Origin of the sequence: Desulfotomaculum sp. 1211_IL3151 (assembly GCF_036763075.1) — a bacterium.
Classification (GTDB): domain Bacteria; phylum Bacillota; class Desulfotomaculia; order Desulfotomaculales; family Desulfotomaculaceae; genus Desulfotomaculum.
Genome location: NZ_JBAIYV010000044.1, coordinates 65,878 through 88,037, shown reverse-complemented (window position 1 = coordinate 88,037; position 22,160 = coordinate 65,878). Strand labels below are relative to the sequence as shown.

Here is a 22,160-nt window from a genome sequence, read left to right as displayed (position 1 = left end):
AGGTGATGAACTTGGCTAATCATGCAAAAATGCGTCTGGATAAACTGTTGACCCATATGGGCATGGGGACTCGAAAAGAGATTAAAAAACAAATCAAGGCAAAACAGGTGCTGGTCAATGGTGAACTGGCCCTGGACCCTGGTTTGCATGTTTATCCCAGCCGTGACACGATTGAGGTGCAGGGTGAGGTCATAGAATACCGGGAATATATCTATCTCATGCTGAATAAACCCCAGGGATTTTTATCTGCCACTGAGGACGCCTCGGAAAGGGTCGTTATCGATCTCCTTGACCCAAAATATCATTCCTTTGACCCCTTTCCGGTGGGACGTTTGGATAAGGATACCGAAGGCCTGCTCTTATTAACGAACAACGGTAAACTGGCTCATCAGCTCTTAGCCCCAAAAAAGCACGTGCCTAAAACCTATTATGCTTTAATTGAGGGTGTGGTCACCGAAGCAGATGTTGATGCCTTTGCCCGCGGTGTAACATTAGAAGATGGTTACCGAACCATGCCGGGACAGTTAAAAATACTTCGTTCCGGTCCGGAATCAGAAATTGAGCTTACTATTTATGAGGGGAAATATCACCAGGTTAAAAGGATGTTTGAAGCCGTGAGCAAAAGGGTAACTTTCTTAAAGAGGCTTACCATGGGCCCTCTGGTCCTAGATCCTCAGCTCAAACCCGGGGAATGGCGTGAACTAACCGAAGAGGAAATTGGCCAACTATATTAGGCTTAAATTGGTGTCATTCGGAGGAGCACAAGGGGACGGTTCTTTTGTGCTCTAACTTGTGCTTTAAAAATAAGCCCCCTGTTATCTCATTTAATTGGCAAGATACCAGGGGGCTACATGTATTAAAGAACTTTTTGAAGCTGTTGGGCTTCAAAGGGTTTAACAAAGGTATTTTTATTTTCATCAATGTAGAGGATTTCTACCATTTGATCCTTGACATTAAGGACTCTGCCCTTAATTTTAGTGCCTATTACATTGACCGGTGCTTTTCTAGTCAGGTCTTTAATTTTTTGAGATTGACAATAGCTGCATTCTCCGTCAAAACGAGCAATTCTTTTGCAATCAACACAATAGTTTAATTTTTTCACGCGATACCCTCCATTTTGTGATATTAAAACCTGGCAGGTATTGAATTTTACTATATTAAATTAGAGAAAATTAGCAAAATTCCTTTTTATTTGTGAAAAAATTTATTTTTTTCTGATGTTTCTTAACCAAGCATGGCAACCCCGGCACTGGTGCCAATTCTTGTGGCACCGGCTTCCAGCATCCTTTGGGCATCTTCCCTGGTTCTTATGCCACCAGAAGCCTTTATTCCGATGGTAGGGCCAACCTTCTGGCGCATCAGAGCCACATCCTGCACCGTGGCACCACCGCCGGAAAAACCAGTGGAGGTTTTAACAAAGTCTGCTCCCGCGGCAACTGCCAAGTGGCAGGCCCTCATCTTCTCTTCCTCGGTGAGCAGGCTTGTTTCAATGATAACCTTGACCAACGCTTTTCCCCTGGCCGCTTCCACCACGGCCCGAATATCCCGCTCCACCAATTGGTCCTGTCTTTCCTTTAAAGCACCCATATGGATAACCATGTCCACCTCTGTGGCCCCATGTTCGATGGCCTTTTGGGTTTCCAAGGCCTTCACTTCCGGCAAAGTAGCCCCCAGGGGAAAGCCGATGACCGTGGCTACCTTGACTTCGGGTGTGGTTTTTAATATGTTATATGCCGTTTCCACCCAAACCGGATTGACACATACCGCTGCAAAGCCATATGCCTGTGCTTCCCTGGCTAATTTTTCTATTTGCTGCTTCGTGGCATCGGGTTTTAACAGTGTATGGTCAATGGTTTTCGCTATATTATCGATGGTTTTTCATCCTTTCCTTTTAAACCCTTGGTCCTTAGCCCTTAGTGCCCTACTTAACAATATCAATAACCTGGGCCTGGGCAACATCTACCAAATCCGATAGGTTTAGTTCAACTTGTACACCAATTTTCCCGCCACTGACAATGATCCTTGCCAGGTTTTGTGCGCTGGCGTCAATGAAAGTGGGATACTGTTTTTTCATGCCGATGGGTGAGCAGCCGCCTCGGATGTACCCTGTATGTTTCTGAATATCCTTTACTGGAATCATGTCAATTTTTTTCTCTTCCGTTGCCTTGGCAGCCTTTTTTAAATCCAACTCCTCTTCTACCGGCACGATAAAGACATAAAGGTTTTTGCTGCTTCCTTGGGCAACCAGTGTTTTATAAACAGTCTTGGGGTCTTTCCCTGCTTTATGGGCCACTGAAACACCATCAATTTTACCGTCATGATGGTCGTAGGTATAGGTGTTGTAATCAATTTTCTTGCCGGTCAAGATTCGCATGGCATTTGTTTTAATCTGTGATGATATGAAATTCATCCCCTTTTTCCATCGTTTATAGGCCACCCCTTAAACCGGAGCGGCCTTCTAACGTAAACTATTTCCCTAAAGTTTAAGCTTAGACAGAGCCTCCGCCAGGGGATTGTTGTTAAAGTTATTGCTTTTCTCTTGGCTCTTCAAGTAATTGCTAACATCCCTTTTTGAAACTTTACCGCCCTTCTCTGTTTGCCTTCTTTCATTAAAGGCCGTTAGCTTTTCCCGGAAGCCGCACTTGCAGACAAAGATTTGACCTTCCCCTTCACCATGCAGATCAAGACGCTTATGACATTCGGGGCATCTGGCATTGGTTGTTTTACTAAGTCCTTTCCGGTAGCCACATTCCCGATCTTGACAAACCAGCATTTTACCCTTTTTGCCGTTCACTTCCAACATTCTTTTACCACACTCTGGGCATTTGGTACCGGTCAAGTTATCGTGTCTGAATTTGCTTTCACTTTGTTTGATCTCTTGTACCACTGCCTTGGCATAGTCTCTGATCTCGCTAAGAAAGCGATTCTTAGTTTGTACTCCTTTGGCAATGGCCTCTAGCTCTTGTTCCCAACGGGCTGTCAGGGCAGGTGAACGTAACCCCTCGGGAACCAGCTCCAAGAGTTGCTTTCCCTTGGAGGTTATATATACATGCTTTTCTTTCTTTTCGATCAGAAAGCTATTGAACAGTTTTTCTATGATATCGGCTCGGGTGGCCACGGTACCCAGTCCGCCAGTTTTGTCCAGGGTTTTTAGCAAATCCTTATGGGCCTGGGGCATGTACTTGGTTGGGTTTTCCATGGCCGATAGCAGGCTGCCCTCGGTAAAGGGCTCGGGCGGTTTGGTTTCTCCTTTGCTTTGGCTTAGAGACAAAACCCTTATCGTATCGCCTTTGTTAAGTATGGGTAAAATTTGATCCGTCAGATTCTCACTTTGGCCTGCCGTTTCAACTTCATGCTGATATACTTCCTGCCAGCCCTGGACAAGGACCGTTTTACCCTTGGCTATAAAAAGTTCTTCACCTATTGCTACTTTTATCGTTGTTTGCTGGTACTCGTGGGGCGGATATAGTACCGCTAAAAACCTCTTTATTACTAAATCATAAATCTTTCTTTCCTTATCACTAAGTGAACTTATGAGAACCGTCTGCTCGGTGGGTATGATGGCATGGTGATCAGAAACTTTACTGTCATCCACAAAGGACTTGTTGGGTTTAATGGGATTTTTCAGCAGCTTATACGCTAACTTCGTATAGGGTTGATCACTGCAGGCCCTTAGCCGATCAGGCAACGTACCCACGATATCCGATGAAAGGTAACGGGAATCCGTTCGTGGGTAGGTTAACACCTTGTGCTGTTCATAAATCCGCTGCATGATAGAAAGTGTTTCTTTAGCGGAGAAACCGAATAACCGATTGGCATCCCGCTGCAGTTCGGTTAGATCGTAGAGCTGCGGCGAGTAGCTTTTCTTGGCCACCTTGGCGATCTCTATAACCTGTGCATTTTTATTTGCCAGGGAGGCCAGTACTTTATCACAATAATCTTTATCAAAGGTCTTTATATCTTTACTCTGACGATCCTGCCAGGTAAACTTTATTTTCTCTGTAACCGCGGTGATACCAAAATATTTTTGAGGCTGAAAGTTTTTGATTTCCTCTTCCCGTTTGGCAATCATGGCCAGAGTAGGTGTTTGCACCCTGCCACAGGATAGCTGGGCATTAAACCGACAGGTTAGCGCACGGCTGGCGTTTATGCCAACCAGCCAGTCGGCCTCTGCCCGAGCCACCGCTGATGCATAGAGGTTTTGGTACTCCTTGCCGTTTCTTAGCTTTTTAAAGCCCTCTTGAATGGCCTTATCGGTGACAGAGGAAATCCACAGTCGCTTAATGGGCTTGGTTGCATGGGCCTTTTCCAGAATCCACCTGGCCACCAGTTCCCCTTCCCGGCCAGCATCGGTGGCAATGATGATCTCCTGAACATCTTTCCTATTTAGTTGCTCCCTAACAGCCTGATACTGTTTATTGCTTTGTTTGATAACCACCAGCTTCAAAGGGGAGGGCAGCATGGGTAAATCCTCTAGGCGCCAAGCTTTATATTTCTCGTCATAGGTCTCCGGGTCAGCTAAGGTCACTAAATGCCCCAGAGCCCAGGTGACGATATATTTTTCACCCTCCAAATACCCATTGCCCTTTCTGTGACAATTTAGAACGCGAGCGATATCCCTTGCCACAGAGGGTTTCTCCGCTAATACCAGACTTTTTGACATGTTTATTAATCCTTTCAAGACTTTATGTTGTTAATTCCTTGGATCCCCTTAAGGATCAGCATGACGGCAGCCAGGGTGGCTGCGATGTAATGAAGCTTTGTGGTAAAAAGTATCTGGGCACTAAGTTCCCTTGATATTAGAATAAATAAGGCAAACAGCGTACCCACGGCAAAGCCGCTGATTAAGCCAATTTTTTTTCGTTTTTCTTTATTGGCAGATAAGGAAAAACTGTTCTTTCCAATATAATTTGTGGCAAAGGTTGCCACCAAAATAATCAACAGCGCATTGACCAAAAAAGCTGCGTTCACTTGATAACTGAGCAGGATATTTTTATAATGAACCATTCTGGGTAGATGTTTAAATGCTAAATCGATCAGCCACAATAGGATCAGTGCATTTAGTCCGATTTCCACATTGGCCAGGTGTTTTTGCCATTGTTGGCGGCGGCGAGGTTGTTTTAAAGCTTCGGCTATTCGCCTATCACAAAAGGCCCGATAATCACTGCCAATGACCTGTTCAATCTTCTCACCCCTGGCCTGGGTGTCGACAAATATCTCCAGTATTTCCTGAATCATTTCTTCCACCGTAAAATCATCCAAGGCACTGGTCCGCAGGTAACACACAATATCCGTATAAATGGCTTCATTTAAAGGTGTTAATTGCCTGCTCAATTGATAATTTCTTCGAATCATTCCCTGCAAATCCTTCATCCATAACCCTCACTTTAATAATACCCACAACCCTTACTACTTTGTTGCTTTGCTAATTAGCTTTTCTAAGTAAATCGATTTCATTTGTTTCGAGGCCAGACTTCGTTTTACCGGAGGCAGTTTAAGGATTACGTTTAAGATGGCCGCCATGGCCCGGTGACTGCCAAAGACTTGGTTATCAAAGATTAGATTCTGCAGCAGGCCCTTATCGATGGCCATTAAGACCACTCGATGAACGGAGTTTACAGGGGTAATTACCCGTTCCGGCCGGGGCTCCAGGGCAATCCCTTGGTAAGCGCAGGAGCGGACACAGACACCACAACCCAGGCATATTTCCTCATCTACCTTGGCTACTTTTCTTTTGGCGTGATCCGTTCCTTGGACGGAAACCAGGGTGATGGCACCCAAGGGACATACTTTGGTGCATTTGCCACAGCCAATACACTGTTCCTCATTAATTTTAGGAATAAAGTTTGTTGTATGCACTGGCTGGAGTAGGCCAAATTTCTTTGCCGCCACCAGGCCCTCACAGCAGCAGCCGCAGCAGTTGCAGATAAAACTTACCTGTTCACGAACATTTTCACCGCATTGTACCAAATTGTTTTCGTAGGCCCTTTGCAAAAGCTCGAGCCCTTCGGATACCTCTACCCTGCGGGCGTAACCATGTTTAATCAAGGAAGCGGCGGTGTTGTTAAAGGTCATGCAGATATCCATTGGTGCATGGCAGGCCCGACCCAGATGCTGCATCTTATGACGGCAATAGCACATGCTGATACCCATGTGGGTGGCTGTCTTGATATAGTGGCTGGCCCTTTCATAGTCCAAAACATGGATCGCATTTTCATTCGTCAGCACCGATTCCTGTACAAATACCCGGCCCAGCCTGGTTTCACTGCTAAAAAACAAGTCCTTGACAAAATCCTCTTCTTCATTGAGATATTGATAAAGGAGTTCACTTAATAATTTTTGATCAATATCACCTCTGGTCCGCATGAGAGAAAATTCAAAAAAACCAGCCATGGGCGGTGGCAGCATGTACTCCAAGGTGCCGTTGTTATCAACGTCTAAAAGTATGGCCCTGGCTGCTAGGCGATTTAACATTTCCTGGGTCTCAGCTTCATCCAGCTGCCAAATCCGGCTGGCCAGCTTGGCGGAAAAAGGCTTAATCGGCAGTTGAGCCACCAGTGCGGCTTCCTTCTCGGTAAATAAAAGACTTAGGATTTTATAGAGGGTATCCGAAGGAGGTGCCCCTTGGGGAAAGCGATTCAGACGTTCTTCCAATTTCCTGTATCCTGATCTGGCGGATAAGTGTGCCATATTTTCACACCTTTGCAATTGGTATCTTATAAGTATAACATACCAAATATTTGCAGCAAAATGCGACAGTTCAAAGGGGTCAAGCTCGCCGTATTGCAAGCTTGACCCCTCATGACTCTGCCTAAAGTAATTCGCGGCGTAAATCTTCCGGTGATTTACTGGATAAATACCCCAGGGGGATATCAAACACGGTTTTAGCCCCGGTTTGTCCCTCTTGGTTTAGCCGATATACAGCCCGGGCATAGGCCACTAGGACACTGGAGGTGAATTCTGGGTTGCTATCCAGCTTTAAAGAAAACTCAATGATATGGTTATTTTCTTTGTTCCAACCTGTTTTCCCGCTGCGAATGACAAAGCCACCATGGGGCATCCGGGAGTGGTTTTGCTTTAATTCAGTCTCTGTGATAAAGGTTACCTTCGTATCATAATCTGAAAAATAGTTGGGCATGGTTTTAATTTTTTCAGCGATTTGTTCCTGATCGGCCCCTTCTTCGGCAACTACATAACAATCCCTGAGGTGTTTTTCCCTTGTGCTTAAATCTGGGTTTTCACTTTTTCTAATTCTCTCAATGGCCTCATTGACGGGAATGGTGTATTGAATGCCGCCTTTGACCCCCGGTATCCTTCTAATGGCATCTGAATGCCCCTGGCTTACCCCGGGACCCCAGAAGGTATACTCTTTGCCTTCGGGCAGGATCGCCCCAGCTAACATGCGATTCATGGAAAACAACCCCGGATCCCAGCCAATGGAAATGGCACTGGTTTTGCCGCTGGCCTTGGCCACCTGATCCACCGCGGCAAAATACTCGGGGATCTTAGCATGGGTATCGAAGCTATCCACCGTATTATACATTTTAGCAAAGAACGGGCCTTGTTCGGGCAGGTCTGTGGCGGAACCGCCACACAGGATCATGACATCAATTTTGTTGGTATATTGCCCGGCCTCAGCCACATTTAAAACCTCGACTCCTCCGGCAGCAACTTTAACCGCTGCAACGTCCCTTCTGGTGAATATGGCTACCAGTTCCATATCCGGGTTCTGCTTAATGGCTGAATGAACACCCTTGCCTAGATTTCCATAGCCCACAATGCCAACTCGGATCTTATTTGTCAAGTTGTTCCCCTCACTTTATATTTAGTGTTGTTTTCAACAAAAACTTCTACAACAAAACCTTCTACAACCTATGCCAATTTCCTATTAAGGATTAGGTGTTTTTTCAGCATGTCGAAAAGAATACATTATCTGGTATGCACAGGGTCTTTTCTATTTATTTTTTGCCACTGGTTTAACAGCTATGCAAAAAATAACAGCGAGACCTCGTCCCGCTGTCACATTTGTCTTATAGGGTATTCAATGTTAGGGTTATTTTAAACAGATCCCCGTCCACTTCAATATCTAAGTTTCCCTGATGCAGGTCGACAATTGATTTGGCAATGGCTAGACCAAGGCCTGAGCCATCTGTGTGGCGGGAGGTGTCACCGCGTTTAAACCGTTCAAACATCTCATCAATGTTTTCGCCCAACTCATACTTGGTTACGTTTTTAAATATTAAAACAGCTTTGTTGTTGCTATTTTTCATTGAAATATAAACCCGGGTATTTTCTAAGGAGTATTTTAAGATATTTCCGATTAGATTATCAAAGACCCGCCAGAGCTTTTGTCCATCCACAAGGGCGTGAAGAGGCTTATCCGGTGTTGTGACCCGCAATTGCAGGGTTGACTCACTGATTGCTTCGTTATGCTCTGCCAAGGCCTGCTGGAGGAGTTGGACCAGATCCACCTTTTCTTTGGTCAGTTCGATGCTGCCGCTGGCCATTTTGGACGCTTCAAAGAGATCATCAATTAGCACCTTTAAACGTTTGGCCTTGCGGTCGATAATTTGGATATAGGCTTCTCGATCCTCCTCCGCCAGATCCGGTGTCTTGAGCAATTCGGTATAGGTAATGATTGAGGTTAGGGGTGTGCGCAGGTCATGGCTGACATTGGTAATTAGTTCTGTTTTTAACCTTTCGCTTTTGGCCTGTTCCCTTTGGGACGACTTAACCCCCTGCTTTAACTGATTGATATTGTGGGCCAGGGTTGCTAAGACAGATTTTCCCAATACCGGCAGATCCGGTTCCAGGTTTCCCCGGGTCAACTCATTGGTATAGCAAACAATGCGGTTAAAATAGCCCATCCGCTTAAAGATCAGCATGGCCATGGGTATCCCAATGACGATTAAAAACGGCAGGTAGAGCAAAAGCATTTCTGGCTCCATCAGCACAACAATGGACCCGACACCGCAGGCAAAGACCAGTAGTAAAATAATTATTATTTGGGTACCGATGCTTCGAATCAGAAAGGCCCCCTTTATGCCACAGCAAACCCGATGGGTTAAACTATTCGTCCACTCCGCTTGGAGCTTGGTTCTGTCATTTACTCTGGCCAGGATCAATTTGCCTTGGCTAAGGGTTAAAGCAAGGAAGGGGGCTGTAACGATTACATCAACTAGCGACCTCACCACAAAGCTATAGAAATATTCATGTAAATATAGGGCATAGGGATAGGTTAACCGGATCAAGGTGATAAAACCGATGAACACAAAGATCCCTACACTGACATCAAGGGGTATGCGATTATAGTAGGCCTGCCAGTTTTCGATGGCCGCCAGCTTTACCATGGTGGTTTTTTTATAGATATAAAAACTTAGTAAAAGGGACAGCAAGGCACTCAAGGTATAAATAAGGAAGAGTTGTTGCTTTTGCTGATAATCGTGGTAATTGCTCAAAATCATACTGGTTGTGGCGGCTGCATTGGGTACCGTAATCCCCCCCTCAAGGGCCTTTTCCCGGACCATGGGTACCGCAATCTTCCCCTCAAAGGCCTTCTCCCGGACCAAAGGATTACCCAGTAGTTCCTCATTATAGCCAAAATTATAGGGTCTGCCGGTAGTCCTCAGATAACCATATTGGGCGTTGGGATAACTGCGTATAAACAGCGTGTTTTTGCTATTCATAAGTTGATTGGCTTCAGACTCATTCGCTGCAGCTAAATTGGTAAACACCTCTCCGGTGGTGTTATCCTTTAAATAATAGATAAAGCCCGTTCTTACATTGGCAAACTGTGTCCGGTGGTCCTCTAGTTTCCGGTAGTATTGGTCTATCTTTTCTTCCTTTTCTTTCACAATCTTGGCCCGTACATGATCATCACTTTTAAAGTTATTGGCAATGTCCTCTATTTTGGTGTCCCTTTCGGTAATGTAGATGTCCGCCAATTCCTTATTTTTAACATTTTCCGCCGCCAAAATTTTTTCTTCATATTGCCCTGTTATATCGGCAATTTGTGTGGCTAAATCGCCATAGCGATTACGATGTTCTTCAATTTCTTCCTGGGATACGGTAATCCCCTTTTTCATTTCTTCCGGGGTCCGATAGTTTAATTCAAATATGCTTAAGTAATCAATAAATTCATTTAACTGACCTGCAAAACCCTGTGTTTGGAAATAATCCTTTTTAAAATAGTCACTCCCCTGGGACAGGGCTGACAATATGCCGCTCAGTCCAAAGGTAACCAGTAAAATCCAGGCCAGCAATAAGGCCCTACTTTTCCATTTTGTAGCCAATTCCCCATACCACCTTTAAATATCTTGGATTTTTGGGATCAATCTCAATTTTTTCACGTATTTTTCGGATATGTACGGCCACCGTGTTTTCCGCATTGTAACCCGGTTCCTTCCAAACCCGCTCATAAATCTCATTGATCGAAAACACGCGGCCAGCATGGGTCATAAGAAGTTCCACAATCTTGTATTCGATGGGTGTTAATTTAACAACCTCGCCGTTAACCGTGACTTCTTTCGCCCCCTGCTCTAAGGTAAGACCCCTTAGATCAATAACCTTATTGATCCCTTCGTAGGTACCCAGTGTAACGTATCGCCTCAGTTGCGATTTGACCCGGGCGATCAATTCCAGTGGGTTGAAGGGCTTGGTCACATAATCGTCCGCGCCAATTTGCAGACCTAAAATCTTATCCGTATCCTCACTTTTGGCACTGAGGATGAGGATCGGAATATTTTGTTTCTCCCGGATTTTAAAGGTCGTGGCAATGCCATCCAAACGGGGCATCATGATATCTAAGATAATAAGGTGAATGGCATGCTCATTTAACTTTTCGATGGCCTCAATACCGTCCTGGGCTTTAATCACTGTAATGCCTTCATTTTTTAGATATATCTCAATGGCATCTCTGATTTCCTTGTCATCATCAACAACCAGTACAAAGTAATTTTCCATTTTTCACTCTCCCTTCTGAATAGTTTATTATTTTTCTTGCCACTAGCCAAATTATATCGTTCAATTCTTAATATCGGCTCAGCACAAATCTTAAGATTTTCTTAATTTAACAGCATTTAACAACTTGTGCGGACCAATCCGTCAGCAAATCCGAAGCTCCTTGCCTCTGGGTTGTCTCCCCGCTGCTTCGGCGTGACCGGGCTTCTTGCAAATTATTGGCTCGTCAAACATGCCAAGCCAACAAAAAAACGCCGCTGATTTCTATTCAGTGGCGTTTCTCTTTGCAGTGGGCTAAATTCTCTTTACAAGTTGACTTGAATTAATACCTTGGTACCATTCTTTGAACTTAAGGCCTCATCAAAGGCCTCCTTTGACTCTGCCAAAGAATAAATACGCTCGACCAAAATGGCTTTAAATCTGTCCTTTAAAGGGCTGGCCATGATCTCAGCCGCTTTTTCTAAGTCTTGTTTGGTATACATTTGAGAACCGATAATAAAGGTTTCCCTCTTGCACATCTCAAAAATATTTAGTCCCAGGGTTTTCTCAAAGGTACCTAGGATAACTAAAACTTCCGGGGCGGGATCATGGGTTACCAAAGAATCCAGCACCATTTTATTTCCCGTGCACTCGAAGGCCACCGTCCTTTCCCCCTGGAGAGGAAGGTCTTCGATTCTTTGGTAAACTTTAAAGCCTAAGTTCTCGGTTAATTTTTTTCGCTGGGGATTAATTTCTAAAAAGTAAACATTTAACCCCTTGGTTTCTTTTAGGAAAAGCCCAATTAAAATACCAATGGTACCTGCACCGGCAATCACCACACTTTTTGCACGGTGGGCCACACGATCCAGCAGACCTACAGAATGAACCACCACAGCCATCGGTTCCAGTAACGCACCTTCTACCAACTCACAATTCTCCGGCAATTTAATCAGATTATCCACCGGGATGGCTACCTCGTCGGCTAAACAGCCGGGCAGTTGGAATCCCACCACTTTCCGATCCTTGCAGAGGTTCGGATAACCCAACTTACAATAGTCACATTCTTGACACCCGACCAAAGGTACAATGGCTACTTGATCTCCTACCTTAAGCCCATTTGTCCCAGAGGCTATTTGCTGAATCGTTCCCACAGCCTCATGACCTGGATTGGCCGGAGGTTTTACCTTCGGGTGTTTTCCTTCATAAACATGCAGTTCAGAGCCGCAAACACCGCAATACGCCACTTGAACAATGGCAAACCCTTCCTGTAAGTTCGGTGATGGTGCTTCATGGATTTCAAAACGATAGGGTTCTACGATCACTGCTTTACGCATTGCAAGAGCCTCCTTTGATGTTTACCCGGCATAGCCACCCAGTATCCTTGGCAGGAAAAGAACCACGTCCGGTAAGAAAATGAATGCAATAACCACCGCCACAAGTACCAGCATAAAGGGCAGTGCACCTTTGGTGGCATCCTCCAGAGACAATTTGGCAATGGTCATGGCAATAAAGACGTTGGCCCCCAAGGGTGGCGACAGCAGGGCTACCTCATTGGTTAAGACCCAGAGAATACCAAAGTAGACCGGGTCAATCCCAAGCTGGGTAATAACCGGCAGTAAAATTGGCACCAAAATAACGATGGTGGACAGGGTCTCCATGAACATCCCCAGAAAAAACAGCATGAAACAAATAAGGAATAGAATAATCTGTGGATTGGAGCTAATGGAAAGCATGGCTCCTGCTACAGATTGAGGGACTTCATAGATGGTTAAGAAGCGGCCAAAAAGCACCGAGACCCCAACGATAATCATGGAGGTACCGGACGTTATGTTGGTCAGCTTAATGCTTTCCCAGATGTCTACCAAAGTCAATTTCTTGATAATGAATTTTCCTACAAACAATGCATAGAAGCAGGCAATGGCGGAGGCTTCCACCGGTGTAAAGACCCCGGCATAGATACCGCCTAGGATAATCACTGGGGCTAACAAAGACCAAATGTTATTTTTAAAAATTACAAAAACTTCTTTAGTGGTGTAGGTTTTCTCCATACCCCGGTAGCCACGCTTCTTCGCGATGATATAGCAAGTTAGCATCAGTATTGCGCCAACAATAAAGCCTGGCAACATTCCTGCCATAAACATGGTACCTACCGAAACGTTGGCCATTACACCGTAGATAATCATGGGGTTGCTGGGGGGAATAAGAATACCCAACGTGCCGCCCGTGGCACAAACACCAGCCCCAAACTTTTTATCATAGCCCGCCCGCACCATGGCTGGCAGCATTAAGGTTCCCATTGCTGCCACGGTCCCAGGACCGGAGCCAATCATGGCCGCAAAGAACATACAGCCTAAAATGGTGACCAGAGCTAAGCCGCCTTTAATGCGCCCCACAAAAATGGAGGCTACATCAATAATTTGATCGGCCATGCCACCCCGCTCCATAATGGCACCGGCAAAAATAAAAGCGGGAATCGCCAGCAGGGGAAACATATCCCCTACCTTCGCCATGTCTAAGGGCACAATATCTAAAGGAATGTAACTAAAAAAGAGTACCACGATGGTAGAGATGCCCAAAGAAATATAAATAGGAACACCCAACAACAATGTTGCAAAAAGAATGATCCATATACCCCAGGTTTCAAACATGTCAATCCCCCTAAGCTGAAGGTTCGCCCTTAATGAACCCGAAATCGCTAAACATTCTTATTAGTAGGCGTATGTTAACAAAGATAAAAGCAATGGGAATCATGGCATAAACATATCTCATATCCCAGCTCAGAATCTGAGATATTTGCGGGAATTCTTCCATATCAACGACCACTTTGGTCCCCAAATAGATAATAAAGCTGTTAAAGACAAAGGAAATGATGTACTGGATAAATTCTAAGCATCTTTTTAGTTTAGCGGGTAAGATGTTAACTAACACGGTTACCCGGAAATGGGCCCCCCGCTTGGCACCCAGCGCAGCGGCAAAATAAACCATGGTCAGGAAGGCAAAGCGCAATAGTTCCTCAGACCAGGCTAAGCCTTGGCCAAAAATATACCGGGCAATCACCTGAGCCATGAGAAGAGAGATAACCGTACAAAATAATATGGAGGCAATGATTTCTTCAATGTTGTCAATAACCCACTTCAGCTTTTTCATTTAATTCCCTCACCTGCCAGTCAGTATATCTGAGAGAACCTTCCGCAGAAGGTTCTCTCAGATAAATTTTCATTTAAGCCTGGGGCTTTTCCCTGCCTAATACTTTCATCGCTTTGTCTAAGATGGTGGGATCCGGCAGTTCACCATAAAACTTGGGCCAGGTAGACATCGCATTGGTCATCCACTTATCTTCATCGGCCGGAGCGGGACTAATTTTTAGACCCTTCTCAGTTAACTGCTTCTTCAGGTCTTCCTCTTGCTTCGCCATTAATTGACGGTTTTCTTGGGCAACTTCTTGGCCAGCCTTCACGATGGCTTCTTGTACATCAGCGGGCAGTCCCTGGAACCACTTGTCGCTGACAATAATGGTACCTAACCAAAGTTTATAGTGCAGTTCGGTTACATAATCCTGTACTTCGTACATCTTTGATTGATAAATACTGGAATAGGGGTTTTCTTGCCCGTCTACCACCCTTTGCTGTACCGCGTTAAAGGTTTCATCCCAGGCCATCGGCACCGGTTCAACCCCCCAGGACCGGAAAGCCTCCACCACATATTTGTTGTTAGGTATACGAATCTTTAAGCCCTTTAAGTCTTCTATACTGTTAATGGGTCTTTTGCTGTTGGTGATGTGGCGGAAGCCTTGCTCCAACCAAGCAACCGTTCTGGTACCGCTTTCTTTAATCTGCAGTGCATTGAGATCGTCGTTCAGGGTATCAATAACCTGATAAGCCTCTTCTCTGCTTTTGAATAAGTAAGGAAAGTCATAAACACCAATGGAGGGGGAGAAAGCTGTCATATTGCCTGCCGTAATCATCGCCATCTCAATAACACCCTTTTGTACGTCAGGAACGTTTTTCTGTTCGCTGCCTAACTGACCACCGGGAAACAATTTTACTTCTGCTTGCCCGTTAGAATACTTTTCAATCTTCTCTTTCATGGACTTGGCTGCCTCATAGGCTGGCACCCCATCAATGGCGGCATCCGGCAGACTGTATTTGATGACGATTTTTTTGTCACCGCCAGCTGGGGTTCCCTTTTTCTCCTCTTGGGAGCTGCCGCAGCCAGCTAACAGGATGGCTGATGTTAAAACGAAAGTCATCAATAAAACCAGTTTCTTTGCTTTTAACATGTCTACTCCTCCATTCAATAAAAGTAATCGGTTCTTTTTGCCCTGGTGGAAAGCCATTACCCTTCCGCTTTCACCCCCTGCCCGTGAATATCCTGGGGCTTAGGGAAATCATGTAAGTGCAGGTATTGCAAATGCCATTGACCCAGTAACGGTTTTAACCATGCCTTAAATTCTGCCGTTACGTGTTTGGCTTGTTTATTGTAAAACTTTTCGGGAACTTCTTTTTCCTTGCCACCAATCCTGGCTAAGGGAAGCGTCTGGTATGGTAATAATTCCCTCGCTGCCAGCTTCTCTACATAGACCATGTTGCCCCCTTGTCCGGCCACTGCCGCCCGTACGGCGGCCCGGCCCACCCAATAGGCCTCTTGTTCATCCAGTTCGGAACGAACCGGTGTAAAGCATCGTTGTACCATACCCAAATCCTGTGCTCTGGCCCGAATCTTTAGCTCTTGGGTTACTTTCGCGGCCAAATAACTGGCTGCCCCGCCAAAAACCTGGCTGCCCTTGTTGACATCGGTAAAGGGATTATTGCCAATGGAGTTTCCCTGTTCATCTCGAATCCCTTCACCCACCACCACCACGGCATAACCAAGCTCCTGCACAACGGCCTGTACATCTTTGATAAATTCATCTTCATGAAAGGGTATTTCGGGTAAATAAATCAGGTGGGGAGCTTCTTTTTCATTCCTTTGAGCAAAACCACTGGCCGCTGCCAGCCAACCAACATTCCTGCCCATCACCTCAAGGATTCTAACTTGCTCAAAGTGACGCATGGACCAAAGGTCTATGCCATTATCCAGGGTTGCCTGAATTACATAGCGGGCTGCACTGGCGAAACCCGGTGTGTGATCCATTAAAATGATGTCATTATCGACGGTTTTAGGAACGCCAATAACTTGCATGTCTTTACCGGCTTGCTTGATTTCTTCTGCAATGAGGTTAGCTGCATACATCGTTCCGTTGCCGCCAATTTGCAAATAATAGCCGGCTTTTAAGTCATCCAGTAAGGCGGGAATTTGAGCAAAATGGTTGTCCGTCAGCGGTAAACGACTGGAGCCTAAAAAAGCACCGGGCGTATTCCTTAATCTTTTTAATAAATCATCATCAAACCCCGAAAGACTTATATAATTTTGGCCGAATAAACCGTGATACCCATGGACACAGCCAATAACGTCTTTTATTTCAGGCCAGGACCGGGCTTCTTCGATGATGCCTGCCAAGGTACTATTGATAACAGCACTGGGCCCCCCGGTCTGTGCCACTACCAATGTTTGTGAACCGGTCACATGGCTACCTCCTTTGAAATATTTGTAATCAGATGCTGCTTGCCCAGCCTGTTGCAAAAAATCTCAATTTTTCGGCGGCTACACCAGTCACTGCCTCCTTGCAAGCCTGGGGAATACCAATCAGGTCATAGGCGGCGGGCTTTTGTTCCTGGGCAGCGATAAAGGCTTCGATGTAGGCTTTTTTTATCTCGGTGCCGATATTAATTTTCTTGATGCCATATTGAACAGCCGAGGCAAACTGTTGCTGGGTTAAGCCGGTACCCCCGTGTAAAACTAGCGGTACCGGACTATTCTGTTCACACTGCTGTAAAATCTCAAAATTCAGGTTGGGTTCCCCTTTATAAAGGCCATGTGCATTGCCAATGGAAACTGCCAAGGCGTCAATGCCTGTATTTTCCACAAATTGACGAACCTTTGTGGGATCCGTCATTTTGGCATTCTTCACTTCTTCCCCATCTTCGATGCCGGACAAAGCCCCCAATTCCCCCTCTACGGAAATTCCCAGATGCTGGGCAGCCTCAACAACTTTGGCGGTTAATTGAATGTTTCCTTCTAAAGAAAGGTGTGAACCATCAATCATGACCGCACTAAAACCTAGCTGCATGGCTTTTAAGCAGGTGGCATAGTCTTTGGCATGATCCAGAAATACCACCACGGGAACCTTTGCCTTCTCTGCCAGACAAATAAGGTTTTTTGCTATGTAGTCATTGCCGGTTTTCGCTAATACAGGTGCTCCCAGCATAGCAATAACCGGCAAGCCTTCTTTTTCCGCTCCTTGAATGATGCCCTGGGCAGAAAATAAATCGTAGGTACTAAAGGCTCCCACTGCCCGACACTCTTTTCGATTTGCCAATACGTCCTTTAGCGTTGCTAATGCCATCTTTTAATCACTCCTGATTTTCCACTACAATGATTCCGTTGCCATCCTGAATCATTTCGTTTTTTAAATTGACCCGATATCTGTATTTATCAGCCTGGTAAAAGTTTATGGAAAACTCAATCGGCTTTCTTTGGGAAAGGACCAGCCGTTTCATCACTAGAATGGCAGCACCTTCATTGACCTTCAGATGTTGGTATTCAGCCTCCGTGGCCAAAGAGGCATAAATATCCTGCTGGGCTTCTTCCAGTGCAATCCCTAATTCCTGTTGTGCAATTTCATAGGTACCCTGCTCCATCAAATTGTATTTCGCCAATTCCCGGCCAATCTCAATGGGCCAAAAGCTCTTGACCAGCACCGTGGGCTCATCATCCAGCATTTGCACCTTCTCAATCAAAAACAGCCTTTCGCTTTCAAATACATCCAATTCATATTCTTCGAATTCCGTAATGTCCACTTCGGCAACCCGTAATAACCGGGAACTGGGGTGGTAACCCTTTGCCCGGACTTGGTCAAAGAAGCCCGTTAGCTTACCAAGGGTCTCCACATACTGTTTCTTCACAAAGGTGCCTTTACCAGGTCTGCGATCCAACCAGCCCTCCCGAACAAGCTCATCCAAGGCCCGACGGACCGTCGTGCTGCTAACGCCGTAGACTTGCATCAATTCTTTATCCCCGGGGAAAATGTCACCTACGTTCCATTCTCCATTTTCTAATCGCTTACGTAGATCATTGGTAATCTGATAGTGCAATGGAAGGGGGATGTTTTTCACCGATATCCCTCCAAATCTTGTAAACTTGTATTCTTGCAATATTACATATTTGTTAACTTAATTATAAAGTTACAAATGTTAGTTCGTCAATTGAAAAACAACATTATTCTTAATTTTCCCTAATGGGAATAAATCCCTAAACATGCCCGGCAAAAGCAAAAAGGAGTGTCGCAAGTAGCGACACTCCTTTTTGCTTATTGTTTAAAGAAAATGACTTCACTTTCTGGTTTTCTTGGGTTGACCGGTGTCTCCTTGGCCGTGTGGCCAAGGATAATGGCAGCGGTTATAACCTCTGTCTCACCAATATGGAAATACGATTTTACTTCGTTATACTTTGGATCATTTACTGCCACCAATTCATTGGCCAGTTCACCCACGACACATGCCCCTAGTCCTTGATTCATGGCTTCTAAGATCATGAAGGCATAGGCTATGCCAATGTTCTCAAAGGTACGAGCCATCAATGAGGCAGGATTTGCAGCGAGGGACTTGGCCATTTCATGATCCAGGTATCTCTTGTTAATATCCTCATCGCTCATATTGGCCCCGGAAGCAGCGAATAATTCTTTGAGTTGCCCAAGCTGATGTTCCTTCACCCAAGCCTGCAGTTTACCTACGCAGACAATAACAGCCGGTGCCTTTTTTATTAATACCCCCATGGAAAAGGCCTCTGCCAGCTTATTCCGATCTTCCTCCTTGGTTACGGCGATAAATTTCCAGGGCTGAATGTTTTTCCAAGAAGGGGCCCGTCGCCCAGCCTCCATTACACTTAATAACTGTTCCTTACTCACAGGGTCACTGGTAAATTTCCGAACACTTTTCCACCCAGCAATCTCTTTTAACATGGCTTTTTACCCCTCTTTCTATTTATAATCCTTTTGAGAATATGCCTGTTGTTCTTAATGTATATTTTTCTTCGCTACATTTCAAAAAAGTCCTTTTAGATTTTATTTAATATTTTAATTATTTCCGTTATTCTGAATATGACTTTAAATTAACCAACTTTGGTTATATTGTCATTTATGCTGCCTTGCCATACTGATTCGTTTTACTAGGTTATGTTAAAATTGTAATAATAAGAAGCAACATCTGAAACTATTATTGAAAAGGATGGCCGAAAATTGAAATCATATACTACTTACAAGGTAACAGAGGAACATGCTGGTTTAACGGTGGAAAAATATTTAAAGGACATTTTACAATATTCCGGCAGAAAGATTCAGAAACTAACCCACCGTAAGGGCATTCGATTAAATGGTAAAACAGCCTTCCTACAGAAAAAGGTTAAGGCGGCTGATACCTTAAGCGTCGTTCTTTTGGAGGACACGACTTACGGTGTCCAGCCAGAAAAAGGTATTATTGAAATGCTCTATGAGGATGAACATTTAATCATCCTGAATAAACCGCCCCAACAACTTGTTCATCCCACTGGCCGGACCACGGGTGGTACCTTGGCAAACTATTTAGCCTACTACCTAAAAGAACGGGGCCAGTTAAATACCATCCGCCCTGTTCATAGGCTGGATCGGGAAACCACCGGCTGTGTGATTTTTGCCAAGGATTCCCGCAGCCAGTTTATTCTTGAACAACAATTAAAGGAAGGCAGCCTCAAACGTACCTATTGGGCCCTGGTGAAGGGGGTAATCTCTCCGCCCTCCGGTACGATTGATGCCCCCATTGGGCCACACCCAACCCTGCCCAATCGTCGGGCTGTCACGCCGCAGGGTGAGCAGGCCATCACACATTACCGGATCCTTCGCACCTCCGAGGATGCTTCTTTATTAGAACTATCCCTGGAAACCGGCAGAACCCACCAAATTCGCCTGCATCTAGCCCATCGGGGCTGCCCCATCCTTGGTGACCATATGTATGGTGTGCGTTCACCTTTGATTAACAGACAAGCTTTACATGCCACCTCTGTAAGCTTTATTAACCCCCAAGACAACCGTCCCTTGACGGTCAATGCACCCTTACCCAAGGATTTTGCTCAGGCCTTGGATAATTATAGCAAATAGAAACAGCTGTTCATAGAGGGGTAATTTCTTTCCGATATTTTTATTGACTTGCAATAAATTGTTATGGTAAAATATATGTTTGATATTCACTCTCCCGTGTGGTATACTGATTGTAGTACGCAAGGGGGTGGGTTTTATGTTCCAGGTTGGTGACAAGGTTTTTTACCCCATGCATGGGGCTAGTGTTATCGAAGCGATCGAGGAAAAGGAAATACTTGGGATTAAGCGGCCTTATTATGTCATGACGATCCGAGGTATGCAAGTAATGTTTCCTATCGAATCTAAACTAGGAATTCGGCCAGTTGTGGACTTAGATATACTTGAAGATGTCATTACCACTTTAAATCAGGGAGAATCCGATCTAAACCTTAACCCAAATCAAAGATACCGCAATAATATGAGCAAAATGAAGAGTGGCGATATCTACCAAGGGGCCCAGGTTATCCGTGACCTAATACGCCTGGGTAAAAAAAAGACACTGGCCGTAGGAGATAAAGCGATGTTGGATAATGCTCAACAAATATTGCTTAGCGAACTAGCCCTTGTAAAAGGCATCGCCCAAGAGCAAGCCATTGATTTACTGAATGAGGTTATTGATAGTTGATCTTAAAATCCTTTATACCAAAAAACTGTCCCTAACAAAGGTTAAGGACAGTTTTTTTATTACCGTTTAACAATATTCCCGGCTTGGGGTCCGCGCTTGCCTTTGCTCTTAGATCATTTTGATCAAGCGTGCGTTAATTTCCTCAAGGAACTGTCTGGTATTGACAACCACCTTTTCCCCCTCGGCAAGTAGGGCTAAATCCTTCGTCATGACGCCTTGTTCGATTGTATCTGTGGCCGCCTTTTCCAGGGTGTTGGCAAACCTTACCAAGTCCTTCAGCTTATCTAATTCGCCCCTTTTTCTTAGGGCTCCTGTCCAGGCAAATAAAGTTGCCACTGGGTTGGTTGAGGTTTCTTGCCCCTTGAGGTGTTGATAATAGTGTCTGGTTACGGTTCCATGGGCTGCTTCATATTCATAATGCCCCTGGGGTGAGACTAAGACCGATGTCATCATGGCTAAGCTGCCAAAGGCAGTGGCCACCATATCCGACATGACATCTCCATCATAGTTTTTACAGGCCCAGATAAAGCCCCCGGAACTACGGATCACCCTGGCCACAGCATCATCAATTAAGGTATAGAAATACTCGATTCCCTTTGCGTCAAACTGATCTTTATATTCCCTGTCATAAACCTCCTGGAAGATATCCTTGAAGGTATGGTCATATTTTTTGGAAATGGTATCTTTCGTGGAAAACCACAGATCCTGACTTTGATCCAACGCATAGCTAAAGCAAGCCCTGGCAAAACTTTCCACCGAACCATCTAGGTTATGCATACCCATGAGAATACCAGGGCCGCCAAAATTGTGGATGACTTCTTTTACCACTTGGCCATCTTCCCCGGTAAAAACCAATTCTGCTTTACCCTTTTGTTCAACCTTTAATTCGACATTTCGATAAATATCACCGTAAGCGTGCCTGGCAATGGTAATGGGCCTTTCCCAGGTTTTAACGAAGGGTTTAACATTCTTAACAATAATGGGTGCCCGAAAAACGGTCCCATCTAAAATGGCCCGAATGGTTCCATTGGGGCTTTTCCACATTTGTTTTAGGTTATATTCCTCCACCCGTTGGGCGTTGGGAGTAATCGTTGCGCATTTAACCGCTACGCCATATTTTTTAGTTGCCTCTGCGGCCTCTACGGTGATTCTATCTTCCGTTTCATCACGTTTTTTGAGACCCAAATCAAAGTACACCGTTTTTAAATCTATGTATGGAACTAAGAGAATATCTTTAATCTGTTGCCAGATTACCCTCGTCATCTCGTCGCCGTCCATCTCCACCAACGGGACATTCATTTGAATTTTTTCCATGACTGCATCCCCCTAACCTTATTCTATGTCTAAGGTATTATACACCATCTATAACTATAAATGAACGGCTCCCAG

21 protein-coding genes are annotated in these 22,160 nt (G+C 45.0%); 3 read left to right on the top strand and 18 right to left on the bottom strand.

Features of this window, described 5'->3' with window-relative positions:
• Nucleotides 1-29: 29 nt before the first annotated feature.
• Nucleotides 30-734, top strand: a complete 705-nt coding sequence (locus V6C11_RS12590; protein WP_442886072.1) for a pseudouridine synthase — start codon at nt 30-32, stop codon at nt 732-734.
• A gap of 122 nt (nt 735-856) precedes the next feature.
• Here V6C11_RS12590 and V6C11_RS12585 read toward each other — a convergent pair whose 3' ends face one another.
• The 17 genes from V6C11_RS12585 to V6C11_RS12505 all read right to left on the bottom strand — a co-directional run bounded on the left by V6C11_RS12585 (nt 857) and on the right by V6C11_RS12505 (nt 18,997).
• Nucleotides 857-1,102: a hypothetical protein gene (locus V6C11_RS12585; RefSeq protein ID WP_333531520.1), complete on the bottom strand. Its 246-nt coding sequence runs from the start codon at nt 1,100-1,102 to the stop codon at nt 857-859.
• 122 nt (nt 1,103-1,224) lie between these two features.
• Entirely contained in the window at nt 1,225-1,872 is a 648-nt protein-coding gene (deoC, locus tag V6C11_RS12580) for a deoxyribose-phosphate aldolase (RefSeq protein WP_333531640.1), read from the bottom strand.
• Nucleotides 1,873-1,921: 49 nt separating this feature from the next.
• Complete coding sequence (ybaK, locus tag V6C11_RS12575; RefSeq protein ID WP_333531519.1) at nt 1,922-2,410, bottom strand: Cys-tRNA(Pro) deacylase; 489 nt, start codon at nt 2,408-2,410, stop codon at nt 1,922-1,924.
• Nucleotides 2,411-2,476: 66 nt separating this feature from the next.
• A complete protein-coding gene (locus V6C11_RS12570; protein WP_333531518.1) occupies nt 2,477-4,663 on the bottom strand; it encodes a DNA topoisomerase III in 2,187 nt (728 codons plus the stop codon).
• Nucleotides 4,664-4,677: 14 nt separating this feature from the next.
• The gene (locus tag V6C11_RS12565; protein WP_333531517.1) at nt 4,678-5,373 is read right to left on the bottom strand and encodes a hypothetical protein; all 696 of its coding nucleotides are present in this window, start codon (nt 5,371-5,373) and stop codon (nt 4,678-4,680) included.
• Nucleotides 5,374-5,409: 36 nt separating this feature from the next.
• Nucleotides 5,410-6,690 (bottom strand): 4Fe-4S dicluster domain-containing protein, encoded by a 1,281-nt coding sequence (locus V6C11_RS12560; protein ID WP_333531516.1) that lies wholly within the window; start codon nt 6,688-6,690, stop codon nt 5,410-5,412.
• Between the two features lie 121 nt (nt 6,691-6,811).
• The gene (locus tag V6C11_RS12555) at nt 6,812-7,804 is read right to left on the bottom strand and encodes a diaminopimelate dehydrogenase (RefSeq protein ID WP_333531515.1); all 993 of its coding nucleotides are present in this window, start codon (nt 7,802-7,804) and stop codon (nt 6,812-6,814) included.
• Between the two features lie 226 nt (nt 7,805-8,030).
• Complete coding sequence (locus tag V6C11_RS12550; protein ID WP_333531514.1) at nt 8,031-10,292, bottom strand: sensor histidine kinase; 2,262 nt, start codon at nt 10,290-10,292, stop codon at nt 8,031-8,033.
• Nucleotides 10,270-10,962: a response regulator transcription factor gene (locus tag V6C11_RS12545; RefSeq protein ID WP_333531513.1), complete on the bottom strand. Its 693-nt coding sequence runs from the start codon at nt 10,960-10,962 to the stop codon at nt 10,270-10,272. The genes V6C11_RS12550 and V6C11_RS12545 overlap by 23 nt, the downstream gene beginning before the upstream one ends.
• Before the next feature lie 302 nt (nt 10,963-11,264).
• Nucleotides 11,265-12,272 (bottom strand): zinc-dependent alcohol dehydrogenase, encoded by a 1,008-nt coding sequence (locus V6C11_RS12540; protein WP_333531512.1) that lies wholly within the window; start codon nt 12,270-12,272, stop codon nt 11,265-11,267.
• Between the two features lie 21 nt (nt 12,273-12,293).
• Nucleotides 12,294-13,586: a TRAP transporter large permease gene (locus tag V6C11_RS12535; RefSeq protein WP_333531511.1), complete on the bottom strand. Its 1,293-nt coding sequence runs from the start codon at nt 13,584-13,586 to the stop codon at nt 12,294-12,296.
• 10 nt (nt 13,587-13,596) lie between these two features.
• Nucleotides 13,597-14,085 carry a TRAP transporter small permease gene (locus V6C11_RS12530; RefSeq protein WP_333531510.1) on the bottom strand — a complete coding sequence of 163 codons (489 nt, stop codon included), beginning with the start codon at nt 14,083-14,085 and terminating at the stop codon, nt 13,597-13,599.
• A 73-nt stretch (nt 14,086-14,158) separates the two neighbouring features.
• Nucleotides 14,159-15,217, bottom strand: coding sequence for a TRAP transporter substrate-binding protein (locus tag V6C11_RS12525; RefSeq protein WP_333531509.1), 1,059 nt, complete (start codon nt 15,215-15,217; stop codon nt 14,159-14,161).
• A 56-nt stretch (nt 15,218-15,273) separates the two neighbouring features.
• Nucleotides 15,274-16,503 (bottom strand): diphosphate--fructose-6-phosphate 1-phosphotransferase, encoded by a 1,230-nt coding sequence (locus V6C11_RS12520; protein ID WP_333531508.1) that lies wholly within the window; start codon nt 16,501-16,503, stop codon nt 15,274-15,276.
• A gap of 28 nt (nt 16,504-16,531) precedes the next feature.
• Complete coding sequence (locus tag V6C11_RS12515; protein ID WP_333531507.1) at nt 16,532-17,383, bottom strand: class II fructose-bisphosphate aldolase; 852 nt, start codon at nt 17,381-17,383, stop codon at nt 16,532-16,534.
• 7 nt (nt 17,384-17,390) lie between these two features.
• Nucleotides 17,391-18,152, bottom strand: a complete 762-nt coding sequence (locus V6C11_RS12510) for a GntR family transcriptional regulator (RefSeq protein WP_333531505.1) — start codon at nt 18,150-18,152, stop codon at nt 17,391-17,393.
• A 194-nt stretch (nt 18,153-18,346) separates the two neighbouring features.
• Entirely contained in the window at nt 18,347-18,997 is a 651-nt protein-coding gene (locus V6C11_RS12505) for a nitroreductase family protein (RefSeq protein WP_333531504.1), read from the bottom strand.
• Between the two features lie 276 nt (nt 18,998-19,273).
• Here V6C11_RS12505 and V6C11_RS12500 point away from each other — a divergent pair, with 276 nt between their 5' ends.
• Together V6C11_RS12500 and V6C11_RS12495 are read left to right on the top strand one after the other, a co-directional pair.
• On the top strand, nt 19,274-20,167 hold the full coding sequence (locus V6C11_RS12500; protein WP_333531503.1) for an RluA family pseudouridine synthase: 894 nt from the start codon (nt 19,274-19,276) through the stop codon (nt 20,165-20,167).
• 136 nt (nt 20,168-20,303) lie between these two features.
• Entirely contained in the window at nt 20,304-20,771 is a 468-nt protein-coding gene (locus V6C11_RS12495) for a CarD family transcriptional regulator (protein ID WP_333531502.1), read from the top strand.
• A 108-nt stretch (nt 20,772-20,879) separates the two neighbouring features.
• Here V6C11_RS12495 and V6C11_RS12490 read toward each other — a convergent pair whose 3' ends face one another.
• Complete coding sequence (locus V6C11_RS12490) at nt 20,880-22,085, bottom strand: NADP-dependent isocitrate dehydrogenase (RefSeq protein WP_333531501.1); 1,206 nt, start codon at nt 22,083-22,085, stop codon at nt 20,880-20,882.
• Between the last annotated feature and the right edge of the window lie 75 nt (nt 22,086-22,160).